Here is an 18,124-nt window from a genome sequence, read left to right on the forward strand (position 1 = left end):
TCCCGATAGCTACCATCCCGACCGCCAGGGGTTCCTTTCAGGGGAGGGAGAACGGTGTACCTCGACGAGACGGCGGGTGGCGGCGGCACGGCGGTCGGTCCGGTGGCCTCTGCCGCAGGGGCGACGGCGGGCGCGCTGAGCCTGGGGCTGAGCGGCTTCCAGGCCGCGCTCACGGCGGTGAGCAGGGCCAACGAGGCCAAGGAGTTGGCGCTCGACCCGGACGCGGTCAACAAGATGATCACACGGCTCAAGGACATGCAGGACAGCCTGGACAAGCTGGACCGGCGTTCCGACCGCTTGGTCTACAAGATGCCACTGGGTGGCGGTTACGCGGATGAGATCAGCGCGCTCAACCAGCAGGTCGGACTGCAAGCGGTCGACAGCCTGCCGAAGTTCAACAAGGCGATCACCGAGCTGATCGAGCAGCTGGAGAGGAGCCGCGCGTCGTACCGGGCGATTGACGAAGGAACCGCCAACGCCATGAACAGGACCCTGTCCCGGTGAGGACTCGACAGCAGGCAGCGGCCCTGATCGCGCTGGCCATCGGCGCGCTCGCGCTCACCGCCTGCACGGTGAGCGGAACGCCGAAAACGGCGAACAGCTCCGGCCTGGTGAGCACGAACGAAAGCACGAGCACGTCAGCGGAGAGTTCGAGTTCGCTGTCAGGGGTTGAAGCCTGCTCACTGCTCTCAGCGACCGATATCGCCGAGTACGACCTGATCAACGAGAAAGCCAAGGTCCAAGCAGGCGATTCGATCTGCTCGTGGAGTCTGAAAGGCAAGAACCAGGGGCTCACCATCGGGGTGCAGGCAAGGACGGGCACCGGTGATCTCAACTTCTCCGGCAGGCAGACCGAGCGCATTTCCATCGGGAAGTACAGCGGAATCAGGTCGATCACCCCGACGAGCCTGACCAGGTGCACCATCTTCGTCGAGGTGAGCGACACCTCGACGATCGACATAACAACCAACAACCCGGACGTGGACGACGACACGACCGTGGTCTGCGACCGGGCGACGAGGCTTGCCGAGTCGATCGCCTCCAGACTGCCCTGAACCACCCGAAAGCTCCATCCCAGGGGGGATGAAAATGGCCGAAGCGAAACCGATAACACCAGCACTAACAACCAGCTTCCCCGACCGACAGCACCAAGACATGCAGAAGGCTGCGACGAAACGAGCGTCAACGCGATGAACAGGACCGGAACGCAGTGAGCACCCCACGATTGGTGACCGCCACGATCGCACTGGCCATCGGCGCGCTCGCGCTCACCGCCTGCACGGTGAGCGGAACGCCGAAAGCAGCGGAGAGCGCCCATACCGGCACCACGACCGCCAGCACAGGTGCCACAACGACGAGCAGCAGTCCCCTCGCCGGGTTGAAGGCCTGCCCCCTGCTCTCCGCTGAGGACATCAGGGAGAACAACCTGACGAACGAGGAAGAAGAGGTCCAGGCGGGCGACCCGATCTGCTCGTGGTCGAACAGGGTCGACGGCGGCGGTTTCACGGTCGGCATCCAGGCGAACACCGGCACCAGCGAGCTCAACTTCTCGGGCAGGGAAATCGAGCGCATCACGATCGGCGAGTACAGCGGGATCAAATCCATCACGCCCACGAGCCTCACCCGGTGCACCGTGTTCATCGAGGTGACCAGCAAGGCGACGATCGACATCACCACCAACAACACGGACAAGGGTGATGTGACCGATTCCTGCAACCGCGCGATCAAACTTGCCGAGTCGATCGCCTCCAGACTGCCCTGAACCACCCGAACGCTCCATCCCAGGGGGGATGAAAAATGGCCGACGCGAAACCGATAACACCGGCACAAACAGCCAACTACCCCGGCTGGCAGCACCAGGACATGCGAAAAGTGGTGAACGAGGACTTCGACGCTTCCCGGTCGTCCGAGGTCAGCGCCATGTGGAAGGACCTGGGCAGCGCCTTCCAGGACATCGCCGACGACTTCAAGGTCCTGGTCACCGGCTCCGAGCAGGGGTGGACCGGTGAGGCGGGGAACGCGGCGCGCAACGCCCTCGGCAAGGTCGGCGAGTTCAGCAAGGAAGCCGGTGAGCAGTTCACCGCGACCAGCAAGGCGCTGGACAGCCAGGTCGGCTCCGCGAGCCACGCGAAGAACGACATGCCGGAACCCTCGCCCTACGAGCCCGAGAAGATGCTCAAGCAGGCTGCGGGAACCGGGAACGTCTTCACGGTCGCGCTGACCCTCGCCGCCCTCCCGGCCGCCAAGGAGAAGTCCGAGGAGGCCAAGCAGAAGGCCGTCCAGGTCATGCGGGAGCGCGACAACTCCCTGGAGGCTGCGGCCAAGGCGATCCCGGCTTTCTCGTTGATCCCCTCGGTGACCGAGGACCAGGGCGTTTCCAGCACCCCGGACATCGCGACCCACCAGCGCACGACGTCCAGCAACCACAACGTCGGCGGTCACACCGGGAACGACCAGTCGTACAGCGGCTACACGCCCAACGGGACGCCCGTTTCCGCCGGGTACACCCCCAGCGGCAACGGGGGTGGCACCACGCAGGCGTCCTGGGCGGCTTCGCCCGGCGGGACGCCGGTTTCCCCGGCGCCGACCCTGCCTCAGGGCGCGGGTGGCGGGGCCTTCTCCGGGGGTGGGGCGGGCAACGGTGCGCCCATCGGCGGGTTCCCCGGTCTCGGGGTCGGGGGTTCGGGTGGCGGCAGCACCGGACGGGGTGCGGGCGGTAGTGGCGTTGTTCGGCCCGGTGCGGTGCCCGGTTCGGGTGGTGGCGGGCGTGGCTCGTTCGGTGGGGCCAACGCAGCCAACGGGGCCAACGGGGTTGGTGGCGCCCGAGGGCTTGGGGCCGGGGGCTTCGGGCGTGGTGGCGCAGGTGGTGGCGCCGCAGGCGGTGTGGGCGTTGGCGGCTTCGGAGGTGCCGGCGGACGCGGGTTCGGCGGGGCCGGTGGTGTGAGCGGCGGCGGCTTCGGGGCCGGTGGCGGCTTCGGGAGCGGTGGCGCGAGCGGCACGGGGGCCGGAGGGTCCACCGGCGCGCTCGGGAACGGAAGCGCCTCCGGCGTCGGCGCCGCCGGGCGCGGCGCGGCGGGGGCCGGGGGTTCCGCAGGCGCGCGTGGCACCGCGAGCGCCGCAGGGGCCGGGGGCATGGGCGCCGGTGGGCGCGGCGGGAGCGGTGACGGGGAGGACCTGGAGCACAAGTCCAAGTACCTCGTCCCCACCGACGACTACTTCGACGACGGTCGCATGGTCGCCCCTCCCACGATCGGCGGCTGATGTCCACCATCGCCACCCTCGCGCCCGCCGCCTTCGAGGTGCTCTGGGAGCGGATGGGGCTCGGGCCGCTGCCCTACCCGTTCGACCTCGCCCCGCAGGGCGCCACGCTCGACGAGCGCGCCCGGCTGGTGTCCGCCGTCCTCGCCGACCTCGAACGCACCGGCCTGGTGCGGCGCGGGCGGCCGGAGCCCGAGCTGGAGGACGCGCTCCGGCTCGTCGCCGCGCCGCGCTGGCGGGTCGTGCTCATGGGGGCGCCCGACCTCGCCAAGGGCGGGTTGCTGCGGGCCGCCGCCTCGGTCAACGGGGGCTTCGCCGTGCTGCTGACGCAGACCGAGGACGCCCTGCGGCTGGACCTGCTGCGCGACCGCTCGCCGGTCGCCGCCGCGGTCTCCGCGCTGCCCGACCGGCGGCCCGGTCCCGGCAGGCCCGTCACGGTGCCCGCCGCCGCGCTCGACGCGCCCGCGCGGCCGACCGGCGGGTTGCAGCGGGTCGGGGCGGGCAACGGGTCCGAGGACGTGCGGCAGCTCCAGGCGATGCTCGCCGGACCGTTCCTGGGCACCGGGCACGTCACGGTCGAGGCCGAGGGCGCGCCGCCCCCGGTGACCTGGATCGACACCCCGGCCGGGCGCTACCTGGCCACCGGGACCGACTGGATGTCCGTCGCCCCCGGTGACAACCGGGCACTGGTGCAGCGGCTCAGCAGGCCCGCGACCGGGTAGGAGGGGTGGGGGGCTCAGTCGTCCCCCACCTCGCCCAGCAGCACCACGCTCGCCAGCGCGGCGAGGAAGTGCGCCAGGAAGCGCACCGGCGCGGGCAGGTCCGAGGCCGCGGGCGTTCGGGTCCGGCGGTGGGTGGTCGCGGTGCTCATGGCGCCTCCTCCTGGAGCGGGGTCTGCGGGTTGACCGTTCCCACGCTCCCCCGCGCCGGTCTCAGCGCGCGTCCCCTCCCGGTTGCGAACCGGGTGCTACCGGAGTCGTACCCCGCCCCCTAGGGGTGTGCGACCCACACCACTGCAACACCATGATCCTCTTCGGCTACCTGTTCCCATGATGGCTGCTGGAAGCAGACAGGGGGCGCCGCCGTTGGAATCGGACGCCGAGCTGTGGGAGCGGGGTGACCGGGCCGCGTTCTCCGCGCTGTTCGAGCGGCACGCCGAAGCCGTGTGGAACCACGCCTACCGGCTCACCGCCTCCTGGGCGCTCGCGGAGGACCTGACCTCCTCGGTCTTCCTCACCGCCTGGCGCAAGCGCGCCGAGGTGACGCTGGTGCGCGACAGCGCCCTGCCGTGGCTGTACAGCGTCGCGGGCAACCTGGCGCGCACCGAGTTCCGCCGCGTCGGCCGCTTCCGCCGCGCGCTGCTGCGCGTGCCCACCCCCGGCGTGGTCCCGGACCACGCCGAGCACGTCGCGTCCGCCGTGGACGGCGAGCGCTCCCTCAAGCGGGTGCTGGCGCTGCTGGAGACCATGCCCAAGGCCGAGCGGGAAGCCGTCGAGCTGTGCCTGCTGGGCGAGCTGAGCACGGCCGAGGCCGCCGAGCTGCTCGGCGTGGCCGAGGTGAGCGTGCGCTCCCGGATCAGCCGCGCCCGCGCCCGCCTGCGCGCCGGGGCGGAGGAGATCCGATGACCGCCGAACTGCCCCCGCGCCGCCCGATGCCGCCGGAGGTGCGCGAACGGCTGCGCCGCCGGGTCCTGGGCAGGAGCGCGCCGGGCCGGAACGCGCTGGGCCGGAACGCGCGCACGGTCCCGCTGACCGCCGCCGCCACCGCCGCCGCGCTCGCCCTGGGCGGCGTCGCGTTCAGCCAGGTCGCGCGGGACGAGAGCCCGGCCGTGCGGCCGACCGTCACCGACGCGCCCCCGACCACCACGGCACCGTCCACATCGGACGAACCGCACGCGCGGATCGAGTCCCCGACCTCCGAGGACCTGCTCCGCTGCGGGCTCACCTCGGCGCGGCAGGTCGTGGTCCTTCCGCACTCCCGGCTGGTCGTGGGCGACGGGCTGTGCGAGCTGTCCGGGACCGGCGTCTACCGCACCGAGGACCGGCGGATCAGCGTGTTCACCAGCGGCGCCAGGGTGCTGCACTTCCGCGAGGGGCTGCTCGTCGGCGTGGCGTCCGCCCCCGACGGCCTCCTGGTCACGGTCGGCGGCGCGTCCTCGGAGCGGTCGGGCCCGTCGACCGCGCTGATGTCCACCAGCACCGGGGACGGGGTGTTCCTGGTCAGGACGGAGGACCAGCGGACCCTCTCGCTGACCTTCGGCGGCAACCGGACGACGACCGCGACGTTGACCGACGACGAGATCGGCGGCCTGCGGCGCACCGAGCCGCTTCCCGGTGGCTCGGGGCTGGACGAGGTGGCCGGGCGCTGCGCCGACCAGGCCTGGCTGACCGGCCGGATCACCGACCCGGCGCGCTGGCGGCCGGTCGTGGCCACCGAGCCCGGCGCCGGGGAGCACGTGCTGGTGCTGGGCGACGGCTCGGGCTCGTTCCTGGCCTGTCCCGCCTGGGACTGGCAGTCACGACCGCACACCACCGCGAAACCGTTGGGCGAGCGGGACTTCGCGGTGCTCAGCTCCGACGCGAGAGCGGGCTCGTCGACCCGCTACCTGGCGGGCGTCGTGGACGAGCGGGTGACCGCCGTGGAGCTGACCGACGCCCAGGGCCGTCCGGCGGCGGAGGTCGTGCTGGAGAACGGCTGGTTCGCCGCGAGGTTCACCGACCAGCCCGAGGGGGCGGCGTGGCCCGACTACCGGGTGCGGGTGTTCGCCGGGGAGGAGGTGCTGCGCGATGGGCTCGCGACGACGAACTGACCGGAACCGCTTGGCGGAGCTGTTCGACCGGCACGCCGAGGACGTCTGGAACCACGCCTACCGCCTCACCGGCTCGTGGGAGCTGGCCGAAGACCTGACGGCGCAAGCGTTCCAGGCCGCCGGACGCCGAACCGCCGAAGCCGCGCTCCTCGGCGACCAGACCCTGCCCTGGCTGCTCGCCCTCACCACCCGGCTCACCCGTCCCGCGCCACCGCACGACGGCGACCGGGCCGTGCTCCGCGTGCTGGCCGCGCTGGCCGGGCTCGCCCTCCCCGACCGGGAGGCCGCCGAGCTGTGCCTGCTCGGCGAGCTGCCCCCGGTCCAGGCGGCTCAAGCGCTCGGAACGACCGAGGACCACGTCAGGTCCGTCGCGGACCGCGCCCGCGCGCGGCTGAGGCAAGCGGAGGAGGAGCGATGACCGACCGGCTGCCCCCGCGCAGGCCCATGCCGCCCGAGGTGCTCGAACGGCTGCGCCGCCGGGTCCTCCCCACCAACCACCGCGCCCCGGTGGCCGCCGCGGCCGTCGTCGCCGCGCTGGCCCTCGGCGGTGTCGCGCTCACCCAGGAAGCCCGCGACGAGAGCCCGGCCGAACGACCACCGGAGGTGAGCACCACGTCGACCACGTCGACGACCACCCAGCACTCGCCGGTCTCCACCCCGACCGCCTACGAGCTGGACAAGTGCGGGTCCGCGTCGGCCGAGTACGTGGTCGCCCTGCCCTCCGCGCGGCTGGTCGTGGAGGAGGGGGCCTTCTGCGAGCTGGCCCCGACCGGCGTCCACCGCTCGACCCCGGCCGACCTGCCCGTTCCCGCCGGGAACGGCGTGCGGCTGCGCTGGGTGTCCGAGACGGGGGTCCTGGTCGGCGAGCTGCCTGCGGGCGCCCACGAGGTCACCTCGGCCACGAACCCGGCCCTGCGCGCCGCCGGTGAGCCAGCACAGCTGGAAGCCTTGTCCCACAACGGTTTGTTCTTCGTCCCGCTGAACCACTGGACCCTGGTGGAGCTGTCCTTCGACGGCGGCCCGGCCATGACCGCGCAGGTCCCGCCGGAGCTGTTCGCGCGCCCCGCGCACACCGAGGTGTTCCCCGCGTCGAGGCGCGCCGAGCCGGACCAGGTCGCGGCGCGCTGCGCCTACCGGGCGTGGCTGGACGGCGCGGCAGGCACGGCGGACCTGGCGCGCTGGCAACCGCTCGTGGCCACCACCGCGCAGGACGACCACCTCGTGGTCCTGCGCGACGGCGCGGGCGCGGTCCTGGAGTGCCCCACCTGGGAGTGGACGACCGAGTCCCGCTTCCGCCGGGCGGACGGGTCCGCGCGGCAGGGCGCGTTCACCGCGCTGGGCAGGCACTCCACGATCGGCTCGACCACCTGGTTCCTGACCGGCGTGGTGGACGAGCGGGCCACCGCCGTGGAGCTGACCGACGCCCAAGGCCGTCCGGCGGCGGAGGTCGCGCTGGAGAACGGCTGGTTCGCGGCGAGGTTCACCGACCAGGTCCCCCAGGAACAGCCCGACTTCACCGGCTACCGGGTGCGGGTGCTCGCCGGCCAGGAGGTGCTCCATGAGGGTCCTGCGACGACGGGTTGACCGGGCGGTGCTGGCCGAGCTGTTCGACCGGCACGCCGAGGACGTCTGGAACCACGCCTACCGCCTCACCGGCTCGTGGGAACTGGCCGAAGACCTGACGGCACAAGCGTTCCAGGCCGCCGGACGCCGAACCGCCGAAGCCGCGCTCCTCGGCGACCAAGCGCTCCCCTGGCTGCTCGCCCTCACCACCCGCCTCCCCCGCCCGACGGCGGAGGAGGGCGACCCCGCCGTGCTCAGCACGCTGACCGCGCTCGCCGACCTGCCGCGAGCCGACCGCGAGGCCGCCGAGCTGTGCCTGCTCGGCGGACTGCCCCCGGCCCGAGCGGCTGCGGCCCTCACCACGACCGAGACCGACGTCAGGTCCGCCGTCGACCGCGCCCGCGCGCGGCTGGGGCAAGCGGAGGAGGAGTGATGACCGACCACGGGCTGCCCCCGCGCAGGCCGATGCCGCCCGAGGTGCTCGAACGACTGCGCCGCCGGGTCCTGCCCACCACCCGCCACCGCGCCCCGACAGCCGCCCCGGCAGCCGCAGCGGCCGTCGCCGCGCTCGTCCTCGGCAGCGCCGCGCTCACCCAGGTCGCCCGTGACGAGGGCCCGGCCGAACCACCACCGCAGGTGGACACCACCTCGTCCACGGCGACCACGCCCACGAGCGCACCGCGCTCACCGGTCTCCCCCCCGACCGCCTACGAGCTGGACGCCTGCGGCCCCGCCGAGGCCGAGTACGTCGTCGCCCTGCCGCCCGCGCGGCTGGTCGTGGCGGCGGACTCCTTCTGCGAGCTGGCCCCGACCGGCGTCCACCGCTCGGCCCCGACCGACCAGCCGGTGCGGGTGGAGAACGGCCTGCGGCTGCGCTGGGTGTCCGAGACGGGCGTGCTGGTCGGCGAGCTGCCCGACGGCGCCCGCGAGGTCACCTCGGCCACCAACCCGGCCCTGCTCGCGGCGGGTGAGCCGGGCGAGCTGAAAGCCGTGTCGCACAACGGTTTGTTCTTCGTCCAGCTGGCGCACTGGACGCAGGTCGCGCTGTCCTTCGACGGCGGCCCGGCGACAAGCGCCCAGGTGCCGCCGGAGCTGTTCGCGCGCCCGGCGCTCACCCCGGTGTTCCTCTCGCCGAAGCGCGCCGAGGCCGACCAGGTCGTGGCGCGCTGCGCCTACCGGGCGTGGCTGGACGGCGCGGCCGAGGACCCCGATTCGGCCCGGTGGCAACCGCTCGTGGCCACCACCGCGCAGGACGGCGACCACGTGGTGGTCCTGCGCGACGGCGCGGGCGCGGTCCTGGAGTGCCCCACCTGGGGCTGGGAGACCGAGTCCCGCCTCCGCCCCGAGGGCGGGTCGACGAGCCGGGCCCCGTTCACGCGGCTGGGCGGGCACGCCGCGCTCGGGTCGACCACCTGGTTCCTGACCGGCGTGGTGGACGAGCGGGCGACGACCGTGGAGCTGACCGACGCAAGCGGCCGTCCTGCGGCGGAGGTCGCGCTGGAGAACGGCTGGTTCGCAGCGAAGTTCACCGACCAGCTCGCCCAAGAACAACCCGACTTCACCGGCTACCGGGTGCGGGTGCTCGCCGGGCAGGAGGTGCTCCATGAGGGTCCTGCGACGACGGGCTGACCGGAACGCCCTGGCCGAGCTGTTCGAGCGGCACGCCGAGGACGTCTGGAACCACGCCTACCGCCTCACCGGCTCGTGGGAACAGGCCGAAGAGCTGACCGCACAGGCTTTCCAGGCCGCCGGACGCCGAACCGCCGAAGCCGCCCTGCTGGGCGATCAAGCACTCCCCTGGCTGCTCGCCCTCACCGCCCGCCTCCCCCGCCCCGCACCGTCGCACGACGGCGACCCGGCCGTGCTCCACGTGCTCACCGCCCTGGCCACGCTGCCGCGATCGGACCGGGAGGCCGCCGAGCTGTGCCTGCTCGGCGAACTCGCACCACCCCGAGCGGCTCAAGCGCTCGGAACGACCGAGGACCACGTCAGGTCCGCCGTGGACCGCGCCCGCGCGCGGCTGGGGCAAGCGGAGGAGGAGTGATGACCGACCACCGACTGCCGCCGCGCCGGCCGATGCCCCCGGAGGTGCGCGACCGGCTCCGCCGCCGGGTGCTGGGCCGGGACCGCTACCGCGTCCCGCTGGCCGCCGCCGCTGCCGCCGCCGCGCTCGCCCTGGGCGGCGTGGCGCTGTCCCAGGCCACGAAGGACGACGGCCCCGCCGAGCAACCGCCGGTGACCACCACGTCGACCACACCCGCGTGGTCGCGGACGCAGCGCGCGGAGATCGCCACCCCGACCGCCGACGACCGGGAGCGCTGCGGCGCGGGCGCCGACCACGTCGTCGTCGTCCGGCCGGAACCGGTGGGGGCGCCGGGCGCGCCGTCCGCGCGGCTGGTCGTGGACGGGGACGACTTCTGCGAGCTGACCGCCACCGGCGCGCACCGGCCCGCGCCCACCGACCAGCCGGTGGCGGTGGGGGACGGCGTGCGGCTGCGCTGGGTGTCCAGCGCGGGCGTGCTGGTCGGCGAGCTGCCCGAGGGCGCCGAGTCGGTGCGCGCCTCCCTGCGGGGCGGCTCCCCCGACCTGGGCGCCGTCTCCCGCGACGGCCTGTTCTTCGTCCCGCTGAACCACCGGCCGGACGTCGACCTGGCCTTCGACGGCGGGCGGGCGGCGGGCACGTCGATCCCCGGCGGGCTGTTCAGCACCCCGCTGCGCACCGACCTGTTCCCCGAGGCGCGGCGCGCCGAACCCGACCAGCTGGTGGCGCGCTGCGCCTACCGGGCGTGGTTGGACGGTGTGATCGGATCCGCGAACCCGGCGCCGTGGCAGTGGCTCGTGTCCACCTCGGCGCAGGACGGTGACCACGTGGTGGTCCTGCGCGACGGCGCGGGCGAGCTGCTGGAGTGCCCCACCTGGGACTGGTCGACCAGGACGAGCGCGCGCCGGGAGGTCGGGGGCTTCCGGCGGTTCCCGTTCGCGCTGGTGGGCGGGCACTCCGAGGTCGAGCGGACCACCTGGTTCCTGACCGGTGTGGTGGACGAGCGGGCCACGACCGTGGAGCTGACCGACGCAAGCGGCCGTCCTGCGGCGGAGGTCGCGCTCGACAACGGCTGGGTCGCGGCGAGGTTCACCGACCAGCTCGCCCAGGAACGACCCGACTTCACCGGCTACCGAGTACGAGTGCTCACTGGAAAGGAGGTGCTCCATGAGGGTCCTGCGACGACGAACTGACCGGAACGCCCTGGCCGAGCTGTTCGAGCGGCACGCCGAGGACGTCTGGAACCACGCCTACCGCCTCACCGGCTCGTGGGAGCTGGCCGAAGACCTGACCGCGCGAGCGTTCCATGCGGTCAGGGGCAGGAGCGCCGAGGCCGCGCTGCTCGGGGAGCACGCGCTCCCCCTGCTGCTCGCCGTCACCACCCGGCTCACCCGCCCCGCGCCGCCGCACGACGGCGACCGGGCCGTGCTCCGCGTGCTGGCCGCGCTCGCCGACCTGCCGCGAGCCGACCGGGAGGCCGCCGAGCTGTGCCTGCTCGGCGAGCTGACCCCGGTTCAGGCGGCGGGCGCGCTGGGCACCACCGAGAACGACGTCAGATCCGCCATCGACCGCGCACGCGCGCGGCTGGGCCGAGCGGAGGAGGAGTGATGACCGACCGACTGCCACCGCGCAGGGCCATGCCGCCCGAGGTGCGCGACCGGCTCCGCGAGCGGGCGCTGGGCGGGGGCGCGGCGCGGGGTGGCGCGGTGCGCCGGGCCGCGCCGCTGGTCGCCGCCGCCGCCGTGCTCGCGCTGGTCGCGGGTGGGGTGGTGGTCAGCAGGTTCGCGCGGGACGACAGCCCTGCCACGCCGCCGCCGACCCCGAGCACGGTGCGCGACGACGTGCGCGGGACGCCCGCGAAGGTCGGGTTCGAGCAGCCGTCCGCCCGCGACCTGGCGGAGTGCGAGCTGCCGAGCGCCGAGTTCACCGCGATCACCCCGGCCTCCAGGATCGTGGTGGGGGACGTCCTCTGCGAGATCACCCTCACCTCGGTCACCAGGACCGCGCGGGACGGGGGCGCCCTCCGGTTCCAGCGGGGCCTGCGCGGGCTGCTGCGGGGCGAGCAGGTGTACGTCGGCAGCCTCCCGGCGGGGCTGTCGGAGATCACCTCGGTGCGGCTGGTGAGCCTGTGGCGCAAGGACCTGGGGGTCACCGTGGAGCCGGTGACCCGCGACGGGCTGTTCTTCGTCCCGCTCCCTGGCAGGCGGAACCCGGTTGGCGGCCTGAGCGACCTGGGGTTCCTGGACCTGGCGGTCGACGGCGGCCCGGTGAACCGCGAGTCGATCGTCGGGCAGGGCCCGGCGTCCACGACCCGCGAGCTGTCCCCTGCGGACGACGGGTCCACGACCGCCCGGTGCCTCCAGCACGCGCTGGAGGGCGACCTGGCGGTGGTGCGCGACCCGGCGGACTGGCGGGTCGTCGCGCGGGTGGCGCACGAGCGGGACCAGTTCCGCGTCCTGCGCGACGGCTCGGGCGCGACCGTCCACTGCCCGACCTGGGACGGCGTCCCCGATCCGGCCGGGGCGTCCGGCCTGGTCAGGCCCGAGCGCGGGTTCGCGGTGCTGGGCGTGTCCCGGAACGACCACTCGCGGACGGTGTACCTGGCCGGCCGGGTGGAGGAGGGCGTGTCCCGGCTGGAGCTGACCGAGTCCGCGAGCGGGGCGGTCGGCGAGGTGAGCGTCCAGGACGGGGTGTTCATCGCCCGGTTCCCCGACCTGGAGGTGCAGCCCGGCGGGCAGGTCTTCGAGGCCGGGGTGTTCGACGCGGACGGCCGGGAGCGGTACCGGGGCCCGGCGGTCCAGGAGGGGTGAGCGAGCGGGGCCGCCCGCACCAGGGGGTCGGGCGGCCCCGTCCGCGCGTCGGGGGTGACGGCGCCTAGCGCGGGTGCACCACGCGGGCCGCGCCGCCGCCGCGCCTGCTGGTCTCGGCGGCGGCCCGCCAGCGGCCGTCGGGCAGCCGCTCGACGGCCGTCACCGCGCCGATCTCGGCGGTGGGGGTGAACCGGTGGCCGAGCGCGGTGAGCCCGGCGGCCTCCGGCGCGGCCAGGAACGCGGCCTCGGCCTGGGTGGTGGCGGAGTTGCGCTGCGAGGCGCGCGGGGACGCGATGGCCGCCACCAGCGGCACCCCGCGGTCGAGCCGCTGCACCAGGACGTGCAGCACGGTGGTGATGATCGACGCCCCGCCCGGCGAGCCGAGCGCGAGCACCGGCTTGCCGTGGTCGAGCACGATGGTCGGGCTCATCGAGGAGCGCGGGCGCTTGCCGGGGCCGGGCAGGTTCGGGTCGAACACGCCCGGCACGGTGGGCGTGAAGGAGAAGTCGGTCAGCTCGTTGTTGAGCAGGAACCCGCGCCCCGGCACGACGATGCCCGAGCCGCCCTCCTGCTCGATGGTCAGGGTGTACGAGACGACGTTGCCCCACCGGTCGGCGGTGGTCAGGTGCGTGGTGTGCTCGCCCTCGTACGGCGTCGGCGCGGCCGTCCCGCCCGAGGCGCACGCCACCGGGTTCCTCGGGTCGCCGGGCGCGACGGCCCCGGTCATCGCCTTCGCGTCGTCGATCAGGCAGGCCCGGCTCGCCGCGAACCGCTCGGACAGCAGCCCGGACACCGGCACGTCCACGAACGCCGGGTCGCCCACCCACCGGTTCCGGTCGGCGAACGCCAGCCGGGACGCCTCCAGCACCCGGTGCCCCACCAGGACCGGGCTCGCGCCGGACAACCGGCCGGTCTCCAGGATGTTCAGCGCCTCGCCCACGGTCGTCCCCCCGGACGACGGCGGCGCCATGCTGTGCACCTCCAGGCCCCGGTAGGAGGTGTGGACGGTGTCGCGGCGCGGCGCGTCGTAGGTCGCCAGGTCGCGCGCGGTCAGGTCGCCCGGCCGCACGTTCCTGGTCGAGCCGGGCACGACCGGGGGCGTGCGGACCGCGTCCACCACGTCCCGGCCGACGCCGCCCCGGTAGAACGCGCCCACGCCGCGCCTGCGCAGCTCGCGGTAGGTGTCGGCCAGCTCCGGGTTGCGGAACGTGCTGCCCACGGCGGGTGGCGCGCCTCCTGGCAGGAACAGCTCGCGGGTGGAGGTGAAGTCGGCGAACCTGGCCGCGTTGCCCGCCACCTGCTGGGTGAAGGTGGCGTCCACGGTGAACCCGCGCCTGGCCAGCGCCTCGGCCGGTTCCAGGAGCCGGTCGAGCGAGCGGCTGCCCCAGCGCTGCAGGGCCCGCTCCCAGGTGAGCGGCGTGCCGGGCGTGCCGACGGACCGGCCGCTGGTGACGGCCTCGGCGAACGGGACCGGCGCCCCGTTCTCCACGAACAGGTCGGGACCGGCCGAGGCGGGCGCGGTCTCCCGGCCGTCGACGCTCGACACCGTCCGGGTGCGGGCGTCGTAGACCACGAGGAACCCGCCGCCGCCGATGCCCGCCGAGAACGGGTCGGTGACGCCGAGCGCGGCGGCCGTCGCGACGGCGGCGTCCACCGCGTTGCCGCCCCTGGCGAGCACGTCGACCCCGATCTGGGAGGCGTCCGGGTCGACGCTGGACACCGCTCCCCCGTGGCCGACCGCCTCGGGTTGCCTCGGGGCGGGTCTCGGCCGGGAGCGCTCCGCCTGGAGCGGGTCGGCGTGCGCGGGCGCCATCGGCGCGACGAGCGCGGCGGCGGTGAGCAGGACCACGGCTGACCGGATCATCTGCTCCTTGTACCGCACGCGGGGCCGCGCGGGTACGCCCCGAACGGCGACCGTTCGGGTGGCCCGCGCGGTGGGAGGCGGTCGCGGGTAGTGCTTTAGCACTAGTGCCGGACCGGCTCCGGTGATGACGCGGGATGACGGGCCCCGGCGGCAGCATCGGTGGTGCCGGGGAACGAGCCCCGGCGCAGCCCACGAGAGACGGGAAGAGGGATCGAGTTGTCCACCACCGCGCAGACCGCCACCACGATCGCCCAGCAGGCCCAGCAGGACCCGGACTTCCAGATCTGGGGCATCGCGCTCGGCAGCGGGATGCTCGTGGTCCTGGCCGCCCTGGTCGTCTTCTTCCTCGCCGCCCTGGTCAGCATCCTCGGCTCGCCGCAGGGGTTCCTGCTGAAGCTGGTGTGGATCGCGATCGTGCTCTGCCTGCCGTTCCTCGGCTGCCTGCTGTGGTTCGCGATCGGCCGGGGCTTCGCCCGCCGCGAGGCCGCCGACCGGCGCCGGGAGCACGGCTACCGCTGAGCGGCGCTCACAGCACTTCGAGCGGGTCGACCTTCACGCGAACAGGTTCGGTCTCCTTGCGGGCGCTGCGGATCGACAGCACGTCCGACAGGGACGCCGACAGCGCCCGCCCGTCGCCCCTGGGCACCCGCACCAGGGCCCGCTCGCGCTCCTCGCCGAGCGGCACCGGCCCCAGCACCTCGCCGCGCTCGGGCAGCCGCAGCTCCTCCAGCACGACGGCGAGCGCCTCCGGGGTCGCGTCGAGCGTGGCCATCCGCACGGCGGGCGGGAAGCCCAGCTCGGCGCGGGCGGCCAGCTCCTGCCCGGCGTGCCACACCGGGTCCCAGCGCACCAGCGCCTGCACGGGGGCCAGCGAGGACTCGGCGACCACCACGATCCGGCCGCCCCGGTCGCCCCGGCGCACCAGCGCGGCGGCCCCCATCCAGCGGCGCACCGCCTCCTCGGCGGCCCGCAGGTCGGCCCGGCCGAGCAGCGCCCAGCCGTCGAGCAGCAGCGCGGCCCCGTAACCGCCGTCGGCGACCGGTTCCGCGCCGGGCGTGGCCACCACCAGCGCGGGCCCGCCGGGCACCTTCGCCAGCACGTCGTCGCCGCCGGAGGTGCGCACCACGACCCCGCTGAACGCCCGCCCCAGCTCCTCGGCGGTGCGCCTGGCCCCGATGACCTGGCCGCGCAGCCTGCGCGACCCGCACGACGGGCAGCGGAACGCCGCCTCGGTCGCCCCGCACCACCGGCAGTAGGCGGGCTTGGGCGCGCCGTCGCCACCGCCGCCGGGCAGCGCCAGCGGACCGGCGCAGCGCCTGCACCGGGCGGCGGCGCGGCACTGCCCGCAGGCCAGCGCGGGCACGTACCCCCGGCGCGGCACCTGGATCAGCACCGGCGCGCCCGCCGACAGCGCGGCGCGGGCCGCCTCGAACGCGATGGACGGCAGCCGCGCCGAGCGGGCCGCCGGGTCCTTGGCCTCCTGCCAGTCGCCGTCGCCGACCGCGACCACGCGCGGCGCGGCGGCCCGCAGCTCGTCCCGGTCGGCCACGACCTCGTGCGCCCAGCCGCTGTCCACCAGCAGCTGCGCCTCGGCGGTGCGGGCGAACCCGCCCACCAGGAACGCGGCCCCGCCCAGGTGGGAGCGCTGCACGAGCACGTCGCGCACGTTCGGGTAAGGCATCCTCGGCTCGGCGTGCAGGTCGTCGCCGTCGTCCCACACCACGACCAGCCCGAGGTCGTTGACCGGGGCCAGGGCCGCGCCGCGCGCGCCCAGCGCGATCCGCACCGAGCCGCGCCGCACCGCCAGCCAGCGCTTGTACCGCTCCTGCGGCCCCAGCTCGGCGGCCAGCACGGTCACGGCGGCCGGGTCGACCAGCTTCGCGCACGCCTCGTGCAGCCGGGCCAGGTCCCGGTGGTCGGGCACGACGATCAGCACGCCCCGGCCGCCGGACGCCACGGTCGCGGCGGCCTCGGCGAGCCGGGCGGGCCAGTCCTCGGCGGGCAGCGCCTGCCACACCGCGCGCGGCGCGCGACCGGCGGCCAGCGCGTCCAGGAAGTTCTCGCCGTGCCGGTAGCGGCCCCAGCCGGTGTCGGCGGGCCGCTCGGGCGCGGGGGACGGGGGTGGCGGCGCGGCGGCCTCGGCGCGGGCGTGGCGCGGTGGGACGGCCGTGCGCAGCACGTCGATCAGGGTGCCCGCGTACCGGTCGGCGACCGCGCGAGCCAGTTCGACCACCTCAGGGGCCAGCACGGGCTCCGGGGACACCACCTTCTCCAGGAAGGCGAGCCTCCGGCCGTACTCGGTCGACTCGGCGCGCTCCAGCAGGTAGCCGTCGACCAGCTGACCGGCGAAGCGGACCCGCACCCGGACGCCGGGCACGGCGACCTCGTCCAGGTCGGTGGGCACCTGGTAGTCGAACGGCCGGTCCAGGTGCGGCAGCGGCACGTCCACGACGACCCTGGCCACGGGCATGGCGGCGGCGGGGACGCGTTCGCCCCGCCTGCTCGCCGCCCTGCCCTGTGCCATGCCCGAATCTCTACCAGAGGGGTCCGACAGTCCCGGACCGCCGGTCCCCCTCCGGGTGGTCCTTCAGCGATCGATCAGGCGCCCGCCGCCGCGCGCAGGGCGTCGGCGCGGGAGGTGTTCTCCCAGGGCAGGTCCACGTCCGTGCGCCCGAAGTGGCCGTAGGCGGCCGTGGGGGCGTAGATCGGGCGCAGCAGGTTCAGGTCGCGGATGATCGCGGCCGGGCGCAGGTCGAACACCTCGGTGATCGCCTGCTGGATCTTGGTCGGGTCCACGGTCTCGGTCCCGAACGTCTCCACGAACAGACCCACGGGGGCGGCCTTGCCGATCGCGTAGGCCACCTGGACCTCGATGCGGGTCGCCAGGCCCGCCGCGACGGCGTTCTTGGCCACCCAGCGCATCGCGTACGCCGCCGAGCGGTCGACCTTCGACGGGTCCTTGCCCGAGAACGCGCCACCACCGTGCCGCGCCATGCCGCCGTACGTGTCCACGATGATCTTGCGACCGGTCAGGCCCGCGTCACCCATCGGACCGCCCAGCACGAACCGACCGGTCGGGTTCACCAGCAGGCGCACGTCCGAGGTGTCCAGCCCCAGGCCCTCGATCTCCGGCGCCACCACGCACTCGCGCACGTCCACCCCGAGCAGCTGCTCCAGGTCGATGCCATCCGCGTGCTGCGTCGACACCACCACAGTGTCCAGGCGCACCGGCTGGTCACCGGCGTACTCGATGGTCACCTGGGTCTTGCCGTCCGGACGCAGGTACGGCACCGACCCGTCCTTGCGCACCGCCGTCAACCTGCGCGAGAGCCGGTGCGCCAGCGCGATCGGCAGCGGCATCAGCTCCGGCGTGTCGGTGCACGCGTAGCCGAACATCAACCCCTGGTCGCCCGCGCCCTGCTGGTCGATGTCGTCACCCGCGTCACCGGTGCGCTGCTCGTACGCGGTGTCCACACCCTGCGCGATGTCCGGCGACTGCGCCCCGATCGCCACGTTCACCCCGCACGAGTGACCGTCGAACCCCTTCGCCGACGAGTCGTACCCGATCTCCAGGATCTTCTCCCGCACGATCGACGGGATGTCCACGTACGCCTCGGTCGTCACCTCACCGGCCACGTGCACCTGACCGGTCGTCACCAGCGTCTCCACCGCCACCCGCGACGTGGGGTCCTTGGCCAGCAGCGCGTCCAGGATCGAGTCGCTGATCGCGTCGCAGATCTTGTCCGGATGGCCCTCGGTCACCGACTCACTGGTGAACA

20 protein-coding genes are annotated in these 18,124 nt (G+C 74.4%); 16 read left to right on the top strand and 4 right to left on the bottom strand.

Features of this window, described 5'->3' with window-relative positions; all coding sequences use genetic code 11:
- Positions 1 to 54: 54 nt before the first annotated feature.
- From LV78_RS36605 to LV78_RS36625, 5 genes are all read left to right on the top strand, one after another.
- Positions 55 to 504 carry a hypothetical protein gene (locus tag LV78_RS36605; protein WP_253850691.1) on the top strand — a complete coding sequence of 150 codons (450 nt, stop codon included), beginning with the start codon at positions 55 to 57 and terminating at the stop codon, positions 502 to 504.
- The gene (locus tag LV78_RS36610) at positions 501 to 1,055 is read left to right on the top strand and encodes a DUF3558 family protein (RefSeq protein ID WP_253850693.1); all 555 of its coding nucleotides are present in this window, start codon (positions 501 to 503) and stop codon (positions 1,053 to 1,055) included. Before LV78_RS36605 ends, LV78_RS36610 begins: the two co-directional genes overlap by 4 nt.
- Before the next feature lie 173 nt (positions 1,056 to 1,228).
- Positions 1,229 to 1,762, top strand: coding sequence for a DUF3558 family protein (locus tag LV78_RS36615; RefSeq protein ID WP_253850695.1), 534 nt, complete (start codon positions 1,229 to 1,231; stop codon positions 1,760 to 1,762).
- Positions 1,763 to 1,863: 101 nt separating this feature from the next.
- Positions 1,864 to 3,261, top strand: a complete 1,398-nt coding sequence (locus LV78_RS36620) for a hypothetical protein (RefSeq protein WP_253850698.1) — start codon at positions 1,864 to 1,866, stop codon at positions 3,259 to 3,261.
- On the top strand, positions 3,261 to 3,980 hold the full coding sequence (locus tag LV78_RS36625) for an ESX secretion-associated protein EspG (RefSeq protein ID WP_253850700.1): 720 nt from the start codon (positions 3,261 to 3,263) through the stop codon (positions 3,978 to 3,980). The genes LV78_RS36620 and LV78_RS36625 overlap by 1 nt, the downstream gene beginning before the upstream one ends.
- A gap of 14 nt (positions 3,981 to 3,994) precedes the next feature.
- Here the strand turns inward: LV78_RS36625 and LV78_RS41320 are convergent, their stop codons facing one another.
- On the bottom strand, positions 3,995 to 4,129 hold the full coding sequence (locus LV78_RS41320; RefSeq protein WP_301308040.1) for a hypothetical protein: 135 nt from the start codon (positions 4,127 to 4,129) through the stop codon (positions 3,995 to 3,997).
- Between the two features lie 178 nt (positions 4,130 to 4,307).
- Between LV78_RS41320 and LV78_RS36630 the strand changes: the two genes are divergently transcribed.
- From LV78_RS36630 to LV78_RS36675, 10 genes are read left to right on the top strand one after another with little or no spacing between them, the layout of a single operon-like run.
- Positions 4,308 to 4,883 carry an RNA polymerase sigma factor gene (locus LV78_RS36630; RefSeq protein WP_253850702.1) on the top strand — a complete coding sequence of 192 codons (576 nt, stop codon included), beginning with the start codon at positions 4,308 to 4,310 and terminating at the stop codon, positions 4,881 to 4,883.
- The gene (locus LV78_RS36635; RefSeq protein WP_253850704.1) at positions 4,880 to 6,067 is read left to right on the top strand and encodes a hypothetical protein; all 1,188 of its coding nucleotides are present in this window, start codon (positions 4,880 to 4,882) and stop codon (positions 6,065 to 6,067) included. Before LV78_RS36630 ends, LV78_RS36635 begins: the two co-directional genes overlap by 4 nt.
- Positions 6,045 to 6,485, top strand: coding sequence for an RNA polymerase sigma factor (locus LV78_RS36640; RefSeq protein ID WP_253850706.1), 441 nt, complete (start codon positions 6,045 to 6,047; stop codon positions 6,483 to 6,485). Before LV78_RS36635 ends, LV78_RS36640 begins: the two co-directional genes overlap by 23 nt.
- A complete protein-coding gene (locus LV78_RS36645) occupies positions 6,482 to 7,651 on the top strand; it encodes a hypothetical protein (RefSeq protein WP_253850708.1) in 1,170 nt (389 codons plus the stop codon). Before LV78_RS36640 ends, LV78_RS36645 begins: the two co-directional genes overlap by 4 nt.
- A complete protein-coding gene (locus tag LV78_RS36650; RefSeq protein ID WP_253850709.1) occupies positions 7,626 to 8,063 on the top strand; it encodes an RNA polymerase sigma factor in 438 nt (145 codons plus the stop codon). Before LV78_RS36645 ends, LV78_RS36650 begins: the two co-directional genes overlap by 26 nt.
- Positions 8,063 to 9,259 carry a hypothetical protein gene (locus LV78_RS36655; RefSeq protein ID WP_253850711.1) on the top strand — a complete coding sequence of 399 codons (1,197 nt, stop codon included), beginning with the start codon at positions 8,063 to 8,065 and terminating at the stop codon, positions 9,257 to 9,259. Before LV78_RS36650 ends, LV78_RS36655 begins: the two co-directional genes overlap by 1 nt.
- The gene (locus tag LV78_RS36660; protein WP_253850713.1) at positions 9,234 to 9,674 is read left to right on the top strand and encodes an RNA polymerase sigma factor; all 441 of its coding nucleotides are present in this window, start codon (positions 9,234 to 9,236) and stop codon (positions 9,672 to 9,674) included. Before LV78_RS36655 ends, LV78_RS36660 begins: the two co-directional genes overlap by 26 nt.
- The gene (locus tag LV78_RS36665) at positions 9,674 to 10,864 is read left to right on the top strand and encodes a hypothetical protein (RefSeq protein ID WP_253850715.1); all 1,191 of its coding nucleotides are present in this window, start codon (positions 9,674 to 9,676) and stop codon (positions 10,862 to 10,864) included. The genes LV78_RS36660 and LV78_RS36665 overlap by 1 nt, the downstream gene beginning before the upstream one ends.
- Positions 10,839 to 11,279, top strand: a complete 441-nt coding sequence (locus tag LV78_RS36670; RefSeq protein ID WP_253850717.1) for an RNA polymerase sigma factor — start codon at positions 10,839 to 10,841, stop codon at positions 11,277 to 11,279. The genes LV78_RS36665 and LV78_RS36670 overlap by 26 nt, the downstream gene beginning before the upstream one ends.
- Complete coding sequence (locus tag LV78_RS36675) at positions 11,279 to 12,481, top strand: hypothetical protein (RefSeq protein WP_253850719.1); 1,203 nt, start codon at positions 11,279 to 11,281, stop codon at positions 12,479 to 12,481. The genes LV78_RS36670 and LV78_RS36675 overlap by 1 nt, the downstream gene beginning before the upstream one ends.
- Positions 12,482 to 12,545: 64 nt before the next feature.
- Here the strand turns inward: LV78_RS36675 and ggt are convergent, their stop codons facing one another.
- Positions 12,546 to 14,345: a gamma-glutamyltransferase gene (gene ggt, locus LV78_RS36680; RefSeq protein WP_372495029.1), complete on the bottom strand. Its 1,800-nt coding sequence runs from the start codon at positions 14,343 to 14,345 to the stop codon at positions 12,546 to 12,548.
- A gap of 216 nt (positions 14,346 to 14,561) precedes the next feature.
- Here ggt and LV78_RS36685 point away from each other — a divergent pair, with 216 nt between their 5' ends.
- Positions 14,562 to 14,864 carry a PLDc N-terminal domain-containing protein gene (locus LV78_RS36685; protein ID WP_253850720.1) on the top strand — a complete coding sequence of 101 codons (303 nt, stop codon included), beginning with the start codon at positions 14,562 to 14,564 and terminating at the stop codon, positions 14,862 to 14,864.
- Between the two features lie 7 nt (positions 14,865 to 14,871).
- On the opposite strand, the gene LV78_RS36690 is transcribed toward LV78_RS36685, so the two are convergent.
- Positions 14,872 to 16,869 carry a primosomal protein N' gene (locus tag LV78_RS36690; protein ID WP_253850721.1) on the bottom strand — a complete coding sequence of 666 codons (1,998 nt, stop codon included), beginning with the start codon at positions 16,867 to 16,869 and terminating at the stop codon, positions 14,872 to 14,874.
- Between the two features lie 74 nt (positions 16,870 to 16,943).
- Positions 16,944 to 18,124 (bottom strand): methionine adenosyltransferase (gene metK / locus LV78_RS36695; RefSeq protein WP_253850722.1); only part of this gene is annotated, 1,181 nt, incomplete at its 5' end.

It is taken from the genome of Actinosynnema pretiosum (assembly GCF_024171695.1).
Lineage (GTDB): Bacteria > Actinomycetota > Actinomycetes > Mycobacteriales > Pseudonocardiaceae > Actinosynnema > Actinosynnema pretiosum.

Coding starts and splice junctions, on each gene's coding strand:
- LV78_RS36620 (WP_253850698.1), top strand. CDS start 1,864: ATGCGAAAAGTGGTGAACGAGGACTTCGACGCTTCCCGGTCGTCCGAG.
- LV78_RS36625 (WP_253850700.1), top strand. CDS start 3,261: ATGTCCACCATCGCCACCCTCGCGCCCGCCGCCTTCGAGGTGCTCTGG.
- LV78_RS41320 (WP_301308040.1), bottom strand. CDS start 4,129: ATGAGCACCGCGACCACCCACCGCCGGACCCGAACGCCCGCGGCCTCG.
- LV78_RS36630 (WP_253850702.1), top strand. CDS start 4,308: ATGATGGCTGCTGGAAGCAGACAGGGGGCGCCGCCGTTGGAATCGGAC.
- LV78_RS36635 (WP_253850704.1), top strand. CDS start 4,880: ATGACCGCCGAACTGCCCCCGCGCCGCCCGATGCCGCCGGAGGTGCGC.
- LV78_RS36640 (WP_253850706.1), top strand. CDS start 6,045: ATGGGCTCGCGACGACGAACTGACCGGAACCGCTTGGCGGAGCTGTTC.
- LV78_RS36645 (WP_253850708.1), top strand. CDS start 6,482: ATGACCGACCGGCTGCCCCCGCGCAGGCCCATGCCGCCCGAGGTGCTC.
- LV78_RS36650 (WP_253850709.1), top strand. CDS start 7,626: ATGAGGGTCCTGCGACGACGGGTTGACCGGGCGGTGCTGGCCGAGCTG.
- LV78_RS36655 (WP_253850711.1), top strand. CDS start 8,063: ATGACCGACCACGGGCTGCCCCCGCGCAGGCCGATGCCGCCCGAGGTG.
- LV78_RS36660 (WP_253850713.1), top strand. CDS start 9,234: ATGAGGGTCCTGCGACGACGGGCTGACCGGAACGCCCTGGCCGAGCTG.
- LV78_RS36665 (WP_253850715.1), top strand. CDS start 9,674: ATGACCGACCACCGACTGCCGCCGCGCCGGCCGATGCCCCCGGAGGTG.
- LV78_RS36670 (WP_253850717.1), top strand. CDS start 10,839: ATGAGGGTCCTGCGACGACGAACTGACCGGAACGCCCTGGCCGAGCTG.
- LV78_RS36675 (WP_253850719.1), top strand. CDS start 11,279: ATGACCGACCGACTGCCACCGCGCAGGGCCATGCCGCCCGAGGTGCGC.
- ggt (WP_372495029.1), bottom strand. CDS start 14,345: ATGATCCGGTCAGCCGTGGTCCTGCTCACCGCCGCCGCGCTCGTCGCG.
- LV78_RS36690 (WP_253850721.1), bottom strand. CDS start 16,869: ATGGCACAGGGCAGGGCGGCGAGCAGGCGGGGCGAACGCGTCCCCGCC.